The sequence below is a fragment of the uncultured Gemella sp. genome, from assembly GCF_963525165.1.
GTDB lineage: Bacteria > Bacillota > Bacilli > Staphylococcales > Gemellaceae > Gemella.
On sequence record NZ_CAURJN010000023.1, the window covers coordinates 1 to 13818 of the forward strand.

At 29.5% G+C, this 13818-nt stretch carries 14 protein-coding genes; 12 read left to right on the plus strand and 2 right to left on the minus strand.

Features of this window, described 5'->3' with window-relative positions:
- Positions 1–206: 206 nt before the first annotated feature.
- Positions 207–1484: an LCP family protein gene (locus RWQ74_RS05760; RefSeq protein WP_314397321.1), complete on the minus strand. Its 1278-nt coding sequence runs from the start codon at positions 1482–1484 to the stop codon at positions 207–209.
- A gap of 192 nt (positions 1485–1676) precedes the next feature.
- Here RWQ74_RS05760 and mutM point away from each other — a divergent pair, with 192 nt between their 5' ends.
- From mutM to RWQ74_RS05790, 6 genes are all read left to right on the plus strand, one after another.
- Complete coding sequence (mutM, locus tag RWQ74_RS05765) at positions 1677–2537, plus strand: bifunctional DNA-formamidopyrimidine glycosylase/DNA-(apurinic or apyrimidinic site) lyase (protein WP_314397322.1); 861 nt, start codon at positions 1677–1679, stop codon at positions 2535–2537.
- Positions 2538–2549: 12 nt separating this feature from the next.
- On the plus strand, positions 2550–3398 hold the full coding sequence (locus RWQ74_RS05770) for a YitT family protein (protein WP_314397323.1): 849 nt from the start codon (positions 2550–2552) through the stop codon (positions 3396–3398).
- Between the two features lie 68 nt (positions 3399–3466).
- On the plus strand, positions 3467–3799 hold the full coding sequence (locus RWQ74_RS05775; protein WP_314397324.1) for a hypothetical protein: 333 nt from the start codon (positions 3467–3469) through the stop codon (positions 3797–3799).
- Between the two features lie 62 nt (positions 3800–3861).
- Positions 3862–4413 (plus strand): ribonuclease M5, encoded by a 552-nt coding sequence (gene rnmV, locus RWQ74_RS05780; RefSeq protein WP_314397346.1) that lies wholly within the window; start codon positions 3862–3864, stop codon positions 4411–4413.
- Positions 4413–5273, plus strand: coding sequence for a 16S rRNA (adenine(1518)-N(6)/adenine(1519)-N(6))-dimethyltransferase RsmA (rsmA, locus tag RWQ74_RS05785; protein ID WP_314397326.1), 861 nt, complete (start codon positions 4413–4415; stop codon positions 5271–5273). Before rnmV ends, rsmA begins: the two co-directional genes overlap by 1 nt.
- Positions 5274–5283: 10 nt before the next feature.
- Positions 5284–5565: a nucleotide pyrophosphohydrolase gene (locus RWQ74_RS05790; RefSeq protein ID WP_314397327.1), complete on the plus strand. Its 282-nt coding sequence runs from the start codon at positions 5284–5286 to the stop codon at positions 5563–5565.
- 141 nt (positions 5566–5706) lie between these two features.
- Here RWQ74_RS05790 and RWQ74_RS05795 read toward each other — a convergent pair whose 3' ends face one another.
- Positions 5707–6921: an MFS transporter gene (locus RWQ74_RS05795; protein ID WP_314397328.1), complete on the minus strand. Its 1215-nt coding sequence runs from the start codon at positions 6919–6921 to the stop codon at positions 5707–5709.
- Positions 6922–7717: 796 nt separating this feature from the next.
- Between RWQ74_RS05795 and trpX the strand changes: the two genes are divergently transcribed.
- The 6 genes from trpX to RWQ74_RS05825 all read left to right on the plus strand — a co-directional run bounded on the left by trpX (position 7718) and on the right by RWQ74_RS05825 (position 13793).
- Positions 7718–8722 (plus strand): tryptophan ABC transporter substrate-binding protein, encoded by a 1005-nt coding sequence (trpX, locus tag RWQ74_RS05800; RefSeq protein WP_314160634.1) that lies wholly within the window; start codon positions 7718–7720, stop codon positions 8720–8722.
- 154 nt (positions 8723–8876) lie between these two features.
- The gene (locus RWQ74_RS05805) at positions 8877–9752 is read left to right on the plus strand and encodes an ABC transporter permease subunit (RefSeq protein ID WP_314397329.1); all 876 of its coding nucleotides are present in this window, start codon (positions 8877–8879) and stop codon (positions 9750–9752) included.
- A 3-nt stretch (positions 9753–9755) separates the two neighbouring features.
- On the plus strand, positions 9756–10529 hold the full coding sequence (locus RWQ74_RS05810) for an ATP-binding cassette domain-containing protein (RefSeq protein WP_314397330.1): 774 nt from the start codon (positions 9756–9758) through the stop codon (positions 10527–10529).
- Between the two features lie 200 nt (positions 10530–10729).
- Positions 10730–11395 (plus strand): response regulator transcription factor, encoded by a 666-nt coding sequence (locus RWQ74_RS05815; protein ID WP_314397331.1) that lies wholly within the window; start codon positions 10730–10732, stop codon positions 11393–11395.
- The gene (locus RWQ74_RS05820; RefSeq protein WP_314397332.1) at positions 11385–12728 is read left to right on the plus strand and encodes a HAMP domain-containing sensor histidine kinase; all 1344 of its coding nucleotides are present in this window, start codon (positions 11385–11387) and stop codon (positions 12726–12728) included. Before RWQ74_RS05815 ends, RWQ74_RS05820 begins: the two co-directional genes overlap by 11 nt.
- A gap of 468 nt (positions 12729–13196) precedes the next feature.
- Positions 13197–13793 (plus strand): PepSY domain-containing protein, encoded by a 597-nt coding sequence (locus tag RWQ74_RS05825; RefSeq protein ID WP_314397333.1) that lies wholly within the window; start codon positions 13197–13199, stop codon positions 13791–13793.
- Positions 13794–13818 lie beyond the last annotated feature (25 nt).

The following is a 13818-nucleotide window of genomic DNA, read 5'->3' on the forward strand; positions in this document are numbered from 1 at the left end:
AATCAAATTTTACAAATAGCTCAAATAAAAAGAAACAATTATTCACATCTTCAAATACTGGAACTGTAAATGTAAAATTTTCAAATAAATAATTAATATCCCATCAAAACTAGTTTTTGATGGGATATTAATTATTATTGATTATTATTAACTCCGGTATTTTGATTAGCGTTTGTAGTACCGACACCAGTTGTAGTATTTTGCTGTTAATTGCTATTGTTAGCATTGTTTTTAGTATTACTATTTTCATCAGGTCTATTTTCATTACTTACCGTAATATCATTTTTTAAATCATCTATTGTAAGTCTTTCAGGAAGATTAGCTAATAAATCTTCAGGAGACATAGCTGTAAGGTTTGATACTGGATAATTTTGTGCTAGACGTAAATTATCGATTTTATATTGTTTAAGCCCGATAGATATATGACCTTGATAGTAAATATTTAGTAGATCCGTAGCTTTTGGTAATGGTAAATCAAGGTTGTTTCGTAAAGCTGAAGATGCATAAAGCAGAGATAATGGTCTTGGATAGTAGTAGTAGACACCATTATAGTAAACATCATAACCATTAATTCTATGAGATACTATTTCCATATTCTCGTTAATAAACATTTTAATAGCTGAAGAAATTTGAGTAGTAGACAGGTTATGTTCAACATTATCTCCAGCGATATTGATAACCTCATTTATTTTAGTTAAGGCGTTTAGACTTTTAGCTTTATCGATTAAAGCATGGATAGCTTGAAGTTGACGCTGACCACGTTCAATATCACTATCGTAATATCTACTACGAGAAAAAGCAAGTGCTTGTTCACCGTTTAGAGTATGCCAACCTTTTTTTAATTTTACAGTATTTTCTTCACCGTTAGCATTTTGTTCATCCATATCGAAAGGAACGTATAAATCTATTCCACCGAAAGCATCTACTGTTTGTTCAAATGCTTTAAAGTTGATTAGTACATAAAAGTTTATAGGAGTATGCAATAAATTTTCTACTGCATTAGTAGTTCCTTTAACATCGTTGTAGGCATGTGCGTGAGTGATTTTATCATAGAAATAAGCACTATTGTTATTTTCATCATCTTTTTCTCTCATAAGACTTAGAGAGTCACGTGGGATACTAACCATATCCATACGTTTTTTATCTTTATTAACAGTAGCTAGTATCATTGAATCTGTTCTGCTGTCCTCACGAGTTTGTCCTTGAGCTTTACGATCATCATTCATATCGATACCTAGGATTAATACTGAGAATTTTTTGAAGTTAGGATCAACTTCTTTCAAATAATCTACATTCTTATATCCTTTTTGAGCGGAACTAGAAAAGTTGAAGAATGTATAAGCGGAAAATCCCCCTATACCAACTATAACTAGCGCTAAAATTGCCATTAATATTTTTTTAAATCCTCTTTTTTTAGGAGGTTTTCCTCCATTTCCGTATGAGGGAGAACTGATTCTTTTTCGTCTAGACATTTTTTCTTCCATTTAATAATAGACCCCTTTTAATTTACATTTAACTTTATTATTATACTACATATTTTTCTTTGATGCTAGAATAATGAGATAAAAATTTGTAATTCTTGATTATTATAAATTATATAAATAAATGGAAATCTTTGAAATTTTCAAATATTTGTATTAAAATAAAATAGTAAGTATATGAAATAGGAGAGCATTATGCCAGAATTACCAGAGGTTGAGAATATAAAATTTGGTCTAGAAGATAGAGTTATAGATAAAGAAATTGTTGATATAACTTACTCTAATATTGTAAAAAGTAGCCATAAAGAAAATAAAATGGCTATAGTGAAGCAAGAACTTAGTTTTTTTTCAGAAAATGTGAAAGGTAAAAAAATAGAAAAATTATCGCGTCGAGGTAAGTATCTATATTTCATATTAAATGAGGGATATATAATTACACATTTTGGAATGACAGGAGCATTCTTTTTAGTTAAGGATATAGCTGAGATTACAAATAAAAATTATTATAATCATCGACATGTTATATTTGAACTTTCTACTGGAGAAAAATTAGTATATAGTGATATCAGAAGATTTGGAGAACTAAGATATATTGATGATGTAACTAAATTCAAACCTTTTGTAAATCTTGCACCAGAACCATTCGATAAGTCTGCAAAAAAATATTTTTTAAATAAACTGGATGAAAAAAAATATAAAGATCAATCTATAAAAGCACTACTTCTTGAAGGAAATGTTTTTTGTGGCTGCGGTAATATTTATGATTGCGAGGTATTATATCACCAAAAAATTCACCCTCTAACTAAAGCAAGTGAACTCTCTAAAAAGAAGAAGGAGAGTTTATTTAAAGAGTTGGTTGATATTTTGGAGCTTGCAATAAAAGAAGGTGGTTCTACTATTTCAGATTATGTTCACGCTGATGGAGGAGAAGGAAATATGCAAAATTTCCATCAAATATATGGGAAAAAAGTTTGTCCTCTAGGTCATGATGTAGAAAATGTTACAATAAAAGGGCGTTCAAGTCACTTTTGTCCTATTTGTCAAAAAATGAAATAAAAAGGAGAATCAATGGAAAGCAGAATAGAATTTTTAAAGAAATATATAAGTATAATTATTGGATCATTAATTTTTGCGGCGGGATTAGAATTTTTCTTAATTCCAAATAATATTCTAGATGGTGGAGTGATTGGTGTATCTATTATTGCACGTCACTATTTGGGATTACCACTTGGAATTTTCATACTAATATTTAACATTCCATTTTTATATTTGGGATATAAACAGATAGGTAAAGGATTCGCGATAGCTTCTATTTTTGGTATCGTGGTTTTATCTTTTGCAACGTCATATTTTCACAGTATTCCACCACTAGTTACAGATCCATTCTTAGCATGTATTTTCGGTGGGATAATTCTTGGAATAGGAGTAGGATTAGTTATTAGAAATGGTGGTACGTTAGATGGAAGTGAGATGTTTTCTATCTATGCTACTAAAAAATTACCGATTTCTGTAGGTGAAATGGTCCTTGGAATAAATGTTGTTATATTTATTGCTTCTGGATTTGTATTCACATGGGAAGCGGCATTATATTCAATGATAAGTTACTTCGTTGCGTCTAAAGTTATGGATATCGTTATTGAGGGACTTAATGACTCTAAATCGGTTATGGTTATTACTAGTAACTATCAAGTGATAAGTCAAGAAATTCAAGATAGATTAGGTCGTGGTGTGACTTTATTACATGGAGAAGGTGGTTATTCAGGGCATGAAACAAAAATCATCTTTTGTGTAATTACTCGTATTGAAGAATCAAAACTTAAAAAAATAGTCTTTAGAAATGATAAGAATGCCTTTCTATCGATTGGAACAGTTAGTGAAGTAAGTGGAGCTAACTTTAAGAAAAAAGATATACATTAATAAAAATCCTTTGCAGTTTTTCTGTAGAGGATTTTTTATGATATAATTAATATAAAGAGGTGGGAGTTATGGAAGAATTATATAATTATCTTATTAAGAGTGAGAAGATTTATTTGTTAGAAAGAAGAAAAACGGTCAAATGGTGGCATATAATACTAGATCTTGTAGGTCTTCTATATTTTGCTGGAGCATATGGGGAAGATAGGACTTACGATTGTTATTTAGTTAAGTTTGAGAAACATTGGGAAATACTAGTGTGTAAAAAAGGAAAAGCACTAGAGAAAATTAGGCTTAAAGATAAATTTGAATTAAAAAAATTTTTTCTTTGTGCTGGATATAAGTATAAAGTTCACCATGAAATTACACATGAACTGTACAACTATTTGAAATATTCATGCTAGTATGAGCAAAATTTGTCTAAATATGTTATAATAGACTGATGAATTATTTAAAGGATAATAGAATGAAAATCAAAGAAATAATAGTAGTAGAAGGAAGAGATGATACCAATAGGGTTAAAGAAGCAATTGATTGTGATACATTTGAAACTAATGGCTCAGCTCTTACTAAGAAAAAAATAGAACGCTTAATTTCTCTAGAGAAAACAAGAGGATTGATTGTTCTAACTGATCCTGATTATGCGGGAAAAAGAATTAGAAGTATTATAGAAAAAAATATCCCGACGGCAAAACATGCATATATTTCAAATAAAAAAGCCGTAGATAGTAAAGGGAAAATAGGAATAGAAGCTGCAAGTAAAGAAGATATTATAGCGGCTATAAAAAATCATTATACACCGATGGATGAAGTAAAAAATGATATAAGTAATGAAATATTGATAGAGTTAGGTTTAGTTGGGGGAGCTACTTCCAAAGTTCTAAGAGAAGAACTTTGCGAAAGATTAAATATAGGTTACACTAATGGTAAACAACTACTAAATAAACTAAACATGTATAATATTTCTAAAGAACGATTATTAGAAGAGATGAAAAAAATAAGTAAAGGAATAAAATAATGATAGGAACACCCAAGAAAACTTTTGAAATACTAAAAAAATACGGTTTTACATTTAAGAAGAGCCTAGGACAGAACTTTTTAATAGATGCTAATATCTTAAATAGAATTGTTGATGGAGCTGGGGTAAATGGAAATGTAGGAGTAATAGAAATTGGACCTGGGATTGGTTCTCTTACAGAAGCGCTAGCTAAAAAAGCTAAAAAAGTAATTTCATTTGAAATTGATGGTAGACTTCTACCAATTTTATCAGAGACACTTGCTGATTACCCTAATGTTGAGATTATTAATAATGACATCTTAAAAGTTGATGTTGATAAAATAATCGCTGAGAAGATGTCAGATTGCGAAAAAATTATGGTAGTAGCCAACTTACCTTACTATATTACAACTCCAATTTTAACTCATTTAATCGAGAATACTGAAAAAATTGATGGTTATGTAGTTATGATGCAAAAAGAAGTTGCTAATAGACTAAATGCGAAGGTGGGAACAAAAGATTATAACTCATTAACAATTTTATTAAATTACTATACTGATGTTGAGTATCTATTTACTGTACCGAAAAAAGTATTTGTACCAGCACCAAATGTTGAAAGTGCAGTTGTAAAAATCATGACCAAAGAAACTCGAGAATTTGAAACTGATGGAAAATTCTTTAAGTTTGTTCGTTCATGCTTTGTACAACGTAGAAAGACTTTACTAAATAACTTAATTTCAAGTTATGGTAAGGATAAAAAACAAGATCTACAAAATGCTTGTTTAGATAGTGATATTGAGCCAGGCAGAAGAAGTGAAACTCTGAGTTTAGCAGAATTTTATAATCTATATAATAATTTAACAAATAATAGTTTAATCTAGAGGGTAAAACATGCAAGAATTAAAAACTATAATAACCGAATTTAGGGAAAAAAGAGGATGGGAAAAGTATGATACTTTAGAAAGGTTCTCTAAAAGTATTTCAATAGAAGCAGCAGAGCTACTTGAACATTTTCAATGGAATGAAGAAGGAGATAATATTCAAGAGATAAAAGATGAATTGGCAGATGTTCTTATCTATGCTCTTGCAATGTGTTATCACCTAAATGAGGATCCTAAGAAAATAATTAAAGAAAAACTAGTAGATGTCGCAAGACGATATCCAGAAAAATAAAACAAAAAGAGGTGTGAGTAATGTTCACACCTCTCTCTACATATAAGTGTGATATAGAAAAAAGGGAGTGTCTCGACAGAATCGATTTCTCTGAAATCACGATTTTTGAGTCACTCCTTTTTAATGATTTTATTTATATTACTATCGACTAGTTTTAGTTTTTAAGACACGTACTTCTTTACCTTTGTAGAACATTGCGTAAAGAACTGTTACTCCTATTGTGATAACGGCGCATAGAATGTAAATTCCTTGATATGATAAAATTCCGTGAACAGTACCTAAGGCGTATGGTCCAAATCCAAGACCAAGATCTAATCCGATAAAGTATGTAGAAAGTGCAATTCCTACTTTAGTAGAATCAACAAGTTTTAAACAAACAGCTTGACCGTTTGACATGAATGTTCCGTAGCCTAATCCAATTAGTGCACCAGAGAATAATAACATAAAGCTACCATTTGTAAAACTTAACATTAATAATCCTAAAGTTAAGAATACAAAACTTGGATACATAACTGCATTCTCACCACGAGCATCGAAAATACGACCTGCAAATGGACGAGTGGCTGTAATAATTAGTGCATATACTACAAAGAAGAAAGCTCCTGCAGTAGATAAGTTTAAGCTATCAGCGTAAATTGATAAGAATCCTAGTACACTTGAATATGCTAAACCGATTAAGAATGCAACTATTGAGATGAATAATACTTTATACTCGATAAATGTATTTAGAGACCAACTGTTTAATAATTCTTTTTGTTTTTCATTTAATTCGATATTTTTTACTGGGAATAGGAAGCAAGCTACAGTTACAGCAATAGATAGAACAATTGCTAGAATTATAACCGCATTAAATCCTGTGATAGGTAATAATAACATACCGATGAATGGTCCAATAGCAGCTGCTAAACTTGTACTTAAACCGTAGTAATTAATTCCTTCACCATTACGAGTTTTAGGAATATACGCAGTAACTATTGCATTAGCCGCAGTAGAAATTGTTCCATAAGCAAATCCGTTTAAGAAACGAACTGTATCTAAAATAATGATATTTGATGAAATTAAATATGCAGCTGTTGTAATTAAATAAATTAAAGCACCAAATCGTAAAATTTCTTTACGACCAATGATTTCTAATTTCTTACCGATATAAAGACGAGCGACAAGTGTTCCAATAATATAAATACCTGCGGCAAAACCTGCTTGTGCTGCAGTAGCACCTAATTCAGCAGTTGCATACTTAGCTGTAATAACTACAAAACAATAATAAATTAAAAATACAATAAAATTAATTGTAGTTATTGTAATAAATCCTTTGTTAAATAATTTTTCTTTTTCTATAGCTGTATTGCTATCCATAAAAATTCTCCTAACTTTTTTTAAATAACATATATCTATCATACTCCTATGAAAATAGATTTTCAAGTGAAAATTTCCATAAAAATGATATATTTCCAATTTTATTTTCATGAAAAATACAAATAATTAATAATACTGAATTATCTATATATAACAGTAATATCAATGTTTTTTGAAGATGTGTTAATTTCAAAAAGTTAATCTTATAGTTATGAAAACGACTTATTTTCATTGTTTTCAAAAGTAAATTGGTAGATTAAAAAAATATTATTAGTACAGCATTTTTTAATAAAGTTGGGTTAATATATTTATAATATTTTTTTGAAAATAGTTTATCATGAGGGGATTAAGTAGTATAGTTTTACATAATGAAATATAGTGTTTTTTGAATTATCAGAATTTTTATATTTTTTTTGAAAAAACATATTGACAATAAAAAAAAGTGTTGCTATAATGTAAACAAGAATTAAACGTAAAGGAGAAAAAAGATTTATGAAACTGTATCAAGTAGACACGCTACAATTAAATATTCGTTGGCAAAGCCACTAGATACTGAGTCGATCTTGTTTCTTTTTGACATAGATACGGCTCTCAGACGAGAAGTAAGTATCTATGTGGATTATTTGTGATGAAAAAATCAAGACCACATAGAAATATCTAGGTGGTTTTTTGTATTATTAAAATTATACGTAAGGACCACTGGATAAAATTCTAGTGGTCTTTTTATATAGATACGCTTCTAAAATTTGATTACAAAAAATATTATTATAGATAAAAGTAAAAGGAGATTATTAAAATGAAAGTAAATAAAATTTTTGTAGCATTCGCGGTATTATTAGTTTGTGTATTAGGTTATGGGTTCTTCTCTAGTAAAAAAGGTGAAGAAACTAAAAAGGTTGATAATAAAGAAGTAAAAGTAGGGGTACTTCAATTACTTAGTCACCCAGCTCTTGACCAAATTTATAAAGGTTTAGAAGACGGACTTAAAAAAGAAGGATATGAAGTTGGTAAGAACTTAAAAATTGATCTTCAAAATGCTCAAGGTGATCAAAGTAACTTAGCAAGTATGGGTCAAAAATTAGTTACAGATAACAACGATATTTTAGTAGGTATTACAACACCAGCTACTTTATCACTATCAAATGCAACTAAAGATAAACCAATCATCATGGGGGGTATTACTTATCCGGTTGAAGCGGGATTAATTAAAGCTGAAAATAAACCAGGAAACAACATTACAGGTGTTAGCGATAGAACTCCAATTAAACAACAACTTGAAATCATGAAAAAAGTTTTACCTAATATGAAAAAAGTTGGAATTCTTTACACAGCTAGTGAAGATAACTCTGTAAAACAAGCTCAAGAAGCAGAAAAATTAGCTAAAGAATTAGGATTAGAAGTTAAAGTATCAACAGTGGCTAATACAAATGATATTCAACAAGTAACAGAGAGTCTTGCTTCACAAACAGATGCAATCTTCGTACCAATCGATAACACAATCGCTAGTGCAATGGCAACAGTAGTAAAAGTAACAGATGCTAAGAAAATTCCTGTATTCCCATCTGCAGATACAATGGTAGCTGATGGAGGGCTTTTAGGATTAGGTGTTGACCAATATCAAATCGGTGTTGAGACTGCAAAAGTTGTTGCAAAAGTATTAAAAGGTGCTGATACTAAAGATATGCCAATCGTTCTTGCTAATGAAGGTGTAATTTATCTAAATGAAGCAAAAGCAAAACAATTAGGAATTGAAATTCCAAAAGAAATTAAAGATAAAGCAAAAGTAGTGGATAAAAAATAATAATATTGATATTATATTATTAGGAAGCTATTAAGGTAATAAATAATTAAAAAGGAGCGACTCGTCAAATCAATAGAAAAAAATTATTGTTTAGGAGTCGCTCTAAGTTATATAAAACCTAATTAGATCAAGTATAAAATAAAAGAGGTGCGGAATGGATTTATTTATTTCAGCGATTTCACAGGGAATGCTGTGGGGGATATTATCGCTTGGATTGTTTATAAGTTTTAGAGTATTAAATATTGCGGATATGACTACAGAAGGTGCATATCCTTTAGGAGCTGCTGTCTGTGTTATTTGTATACATAATGGGATTAATCCTATTATAGCTACCCTGATTTCAATAGTAGCAGGTATGTTAGCAGGTCTTGTTACGGGATTTTTAATTACCGTTTGCAAAATCCCGAGTTTACTTGCAGGAATCTTAACAATGACGGCATTATTATCAGTGAACCTTAGAATTATGGGGAGACCAAATTTAAGTTTAATCAATAAAGATACAATTCTTAGTAAAATTCAAGGATTAAACTTACCAACTCATTATGATACTGTATTTGTTGGAATTATTCTTTCTGGATTAATTATTATTGCTATGTCTTTATTCTTTTCAACGGAATTAGGTCAGAGTTTAATTGCAACAGGAGATAATGAGAAAATGGCGACAGCATTAGGTATTTCTACAAAAACAATGACGATTTTAGGATTAATGCTTGCTAATGGAATTATTTCTTTAGCTGGTGCGATTTTAGCCCAAAACAATGGTTATTCAGATGTAAATAGTGGTATTGGAGTTATAGTAGTAGCTTTAGCAGCAATTATTATTGGGGAAGTAATCTTCAAAGATGTGGCTTTTACGTCAAGATTAGTTTGTGTAATTTGTGGTGCGATAATTTATAGATTACTGCTAGTTGGAGTGTTAAAATTAAATATTATTGGAGCTAATGACTTTAAATTAGTTTCAGCTTTAGTAATTGCAATTTTCTTAACTCTACCTCAATTAAAATTAAAAGCTAAGAGAAAGGATGCGTAGAAAATGTCATTTATAAAAATTAATAAAATAGATAAAACATTCTTTCCTGGAACTATTAGAGAGCAACATGCTTTAAAAAATGTTAGTCTTGAAATAAAAGATGGTGATTTTATTACTATTCTTGGTGGAAATGGAGCAGGGAAGTCAACTTTTCTTAATGCCTTAGCGGGTTCATTCTCACTAGATGGTGGAGAAATTTTAATCGAAGGAAAAGATGTAAGTAATATAGTAGAACACAAGAGAGCAGGATTCATTAGTAGAGTTTTCCAAAATCCACTTGATGGAACAGCTCCTCGTATGACTGTAGCACAGAATATGTCTTTAGCACTACGATGTGGTAAAGTTAGAGGTTTTAAACCAGGAACTACTAAAGAAGATAGAAAACTTTTTAAAGAATTGCTAGAAACTTTAGACTTAGGGCTTGAAGATAGATTAGATAGTGAGATGGGGTTATTGTCTGGGGGGCAGCGTCAAGCTATTGCACTTTTAATGGCGACTATGACAACACCTAAACTTTTGCTTCTTGATGAACACACGGCAGCGTTAGATCCTAAAACACAGAAAAAAATAATGGAGCTTACTCGAGAAAAAATTGAAGAGAAAAACTTAACGGCTTTAATGATTACTCATAATATCCAAGATGCGGTGAAATACGGAAACAGAATAATTGTGTTGCACCGTGGAGAGTTAGTTCGAGATATTAGTAAAGAAGAAAAAGAAAAACTAGATGCAAAAGCATTATACGAGTTACTTTATAATTTAGAAGAAAGTGAATAAAAGTAACGAAAGCGACTTAGATATGTGATTTTATAAATTGCTATTTTAGGTCGTTTTTTCATTTTAAATTCATTTATATAGTATATACTGACTTTATTAATAAGTATAAATCTAAAATTCTATAGATTTGATAACTATTGTTTTACATTTGTAAATGAATTAAGTAAAATATAGTAGAAATTTAGTATGAGGAGACTATTATGAAAATACTTGTTGTAGAAGATGAACGCGATTTGAATAGAATAATTACTAAACATTTAAAAAAGAATAATTATAGTGTTGATAGCTGTTTTGATGGTGGAGAAGCATTGGATTTTGTTAGTTATAGTGATTATGATTTGATTATTACTGATATTATGATGCCGAATGTTGATGGTTATGAGTTTATCAAAAGACTTCGTGAGAGTAAAAATAATACACCAGTAATTATGTTGACAGCAAAAGATACTTTAGAGGACAAAATTATCGGTCTAGATAGTGGTGCTGATGATTATATAGTTAAGCCGTTTGAATTTGATGAACTACTTGCCAGAATAAGAGTTTTAATGAGAAGAAATTATGGTTTAGCAACTAATATTATTCAAGTTGATGATATTGTGCTGGATATTTCTAAAAAACAAGTTACTAGAGATGGTGAGAATATAGGATTAACAGGTAAGGAATATGAGGTATTAGAGTATCTTATGAAGAATAAAGAGAGTATCCTAAGTCGTGATCAAATTCTTAATCATGTTTGGGATTATGATTATGATGGTGCTTCGAATATAGTAGATGTAATTATAAAAAATATTAGGAAAAAACTAGATAATGGAACGGATAAAACTATTATTTATACTAAAAGGGGGCTAGGATACTTTGTTAAATAAAATTAATAAATTATTATTCTTTCCATTTAAAAAAGTATCTTTAACTTTTAAAATAACATTATGGTATACAACATTTATTGTTTTATTGATAGGATCTTTAATAGCGGGGACATTTTTAGTAAGTGATAGTGTTGTTGAAAAGAACAGTGAGAAAAAATTGATAGAAGAGGTAGCTGAAATCGCTAGCGGTTCGGATAAATTTACTCCTTTCGAAGATGGTGTTACATTGTCTGTATATGATAAAGATGGAAATCTTATTGCGGGGTCTGTTCCCAGAAATTTTAAAGTTAATGATTTTAGTTTAGGAGCTATTTCTGAATATAAAGATGTAAATAATAATAAGTATTTATACTATGATTCAGAAACTAGTTCTGCTAGATTAGGTAATGGAAAATATGTAAGGGGTATTGTTCAAGTTACAAATAACATTAATGGCTGGATATTACCGATAATTATTAGTATTGGTAGCCCATTTGTTATTATGATAATAATGTATGGTGGGTACTTGATAATAAGAAGTTCATTGAAACCTGTAAGAGATATGACAGAAACAGCTGATGCCATTGCAAAAAGTAACGACCTTACTAAGCGAATATATATAGAAGATGGTACAGATGAAGTACATAAATTAGGAAAAGTGTTTAATGAAATGTTAGAAACACTTGAAAATTCATCAAAAAGAGAACGTCAATTTAGTTCGGATGTATCGCATGAACTCCGTACGCCAATTTCTGTAATAAAGGCAGAAAGTGAATATGGAGCAAAATATACAGATTCTTTAGAAGATGCTAAAGAATCGTTTGATGTAATTGAAAGGCAGAGTAAAAGAATGACTTCTATGATAAATCAGATTTTGGAATTAGCTAGGTTAGATAGTCGTTTGGAAGTGCCGAAACAAGAAGTTAAACTATCTGAGAAGATTAAACATACATTAGAGGATTATAGAATTCTATTTGATAATAAAAATATAAAGCTATCTGCAACTATAGAAGAAGATATATCAATCTTTGCTAATGAAGCTTTAATTATGAGAATGATAGATAACTTATTATCTAATGCTTTAAAGTATGCGGAAACAGAAGTAAAAGTATGCTTAGCTAAAAGAAATAGAATAATACTTGAAGTCGCTGATGATGGAATAGGGATAAATGATACTGAGAAGAGATATATTTGGGATAGATTTTATAAAGTAGATAAATCTAGAACTACAACAGAGGATAATTCTTCGGGGTTAGGGCTATCTATTACGAAAAAAATAGTAGAATTACATGATGGTAAAATAGCAGTATTAGATAATAAGCCAAAAGGAACAAGGTTTGTAGTGAATCTTTAAGAATTATGAAGGCACATCTTTAAAATATGAAGGTGTGCTTTTTATATTGTAGAAAATTTTAAAATAATAAAAATCTTCATTTAGCATTCATAAAACGAGGATATAATAAAAATATCAAAAGAGATGAACAAAAGTGAAATCTTCATTTAGCGTTCATAAAACGAAGATATAATAAAAATATCAAAAGAGATGAACAAAAGTGAAATCTTCATTTAGCATTCATAAAACGAGGATATAATAAAAATATCAAAAGAGATGAACAAAAGTGAAATCTTCATTTAGCGTTCATAAAACGAAGATATAATAAAAATATCAAAAGAGATGAACAAAAGTGAAATCTTCATTTAGCATTCATAAAACGAAGATATAATAAAAATATCAAAAGTTAAGAACAAAAATGAAATTTTCATTTAACGTTCATAAAAGAAATATAAAATAAGAATATAAAGAAAAAGAGGTAAATTAAAAATGACAAAAAATATTAATAACAACGAAATTGAAACAATTGAAGGAACTTATGTTGAAACTATAGAAAACGACAACCAATATGACAACCAATATGATACCCAATATAATGAACAACCTAAAAAAACTAAGAGGAATTTTCTAAAACCATTAATTATTGGAGCGTTAGCTGTAGTAGTAACGGGCGGAGTTGGAGCTTATGCTTATGATAAATATGAAACTGCGCAAAGAACTAAAATTCAAGATGCTTACTCTAATATTAAGTTGAATACAGGAAATCAAACTAATTCAAATGACAATAACAATAGTGAAAATAATAGCTCAAATAATAATACTCAGAACAATAATGCACAACAAAATACTCAAAATGTTAAATCACAACAAGAAATCCGCTCAATTGTAGCAGATGCAATATCAGTACCAGAACAAAATATTAACTTTGTAAAAATTAAACCTAAATACGAGGATGATTATGCACCTCAAAATAATGGAGTATCTTTATATGTTTATAAAGTTGAAGCAAAAGCTAACGGATTAGAGTATGATGTAGTAGTAGATGCCATTTCAGGAAAAGTATTAAAAGTGAAAATTGATGATTAGAAAAAATAATATCTTAATCTTCATC

What these genes read in the sequence shown, in the direction of transcription:
- RWQ74_RS05810 (WP_314397330.1), top strand. Translation starts at nt 9,756, where the DNA reads ATGTCATTTATAAAAATTAATAAAATAGATAAAACATTCTTTCCTGGA.
- mutM (WP_314397322.1), top strand. Translation starts at nt 1,677, where the DNA reads ATGCCAGAATTACCAGAGGTTGAGAATATAAAATTTGGTCTAGAAGAT.
- rnmV (WP_314397346.1), top strand. Translation starts at nt 3,862, where the DNA reads ATGAAAATCAAAGAAATAATAGTAGTAGAAGGAAGAGATGATACCAAT.
- RWQ74_RS05770 (WP_314397323.1), top strand. Translation starts at nt 2,550, where the DNA reads ATGGAAAGCAGAATAGAATTTTTAAAGAAATATATAAGTATAATTATT.
- RWQ74_RS05790 (WP_314397327.1), top strand. Translation starts at nt 5,284, where the DNA reads ATGCAAGAATTAAAAACTATAATAACCGAATTTAGGGAAAAAAGAGGA.
- RWQ74_RS05760 (WP_314397321.1), bottom strand. Translation starts at nt 1,484, where the DNA reads ATGGAAGAAAAAATGTCTAGACGAAAAAGAATCAGTTCTCCCTCATAC.
- RWQ74_RS05825 (WP_314397333.1), top strand. Translation starts at nt 13,197, where the DNA reads ATGACAAAAAATATTAATAACAACGAAATTGAAACAATTGAAGGAACT.
- RWQ74_RS05815 (WP_314397331.1), top strand. Translation starts at nt 10,730, where the DNA reads ATGAAAATACTTGTTGTAGAAGATGAACGCGATTTGAATAGAATAATT.
- RWQ74_RS05775 (WP_314397324.1), top strand. Translation starts at nt 3,467, where the DNA reads ATGGAAGAATTATATAATTATCTTATTAAGAGTGAGAAGATTTATTTG.
- RWQ74_RS05795 (WP_314397328.1), bottom strand. Translation starts at nt 6,921, where the DNA reads ATGGATAGCAATACAGCTATAGAAAAAGAAAAATTATTTAACAAAGGA.
- RWQ74_RS05805 (WP_314397329.1), top strand. Translation starts at nt 8,877, where the DNA reads ATGGATTTATTTATTTCAGCGATTTCACAGGGAATGCTGTGGGGGATA.
- rsmA (WP_314397326.1), top strand. Translation starts at nt 4,413, where the DNA reads ATGATAGGAACACCCAAGAAAACTTTTGAAATACTAAAAAAATACGGT.
- trpX (WP_314160634.1), top strand. Translation starts at nt 7,718, where the DNA reads ATGAAAGTAAATAAAATTTTTGTAGCATTCGCGGTATTATTAGTTTGT.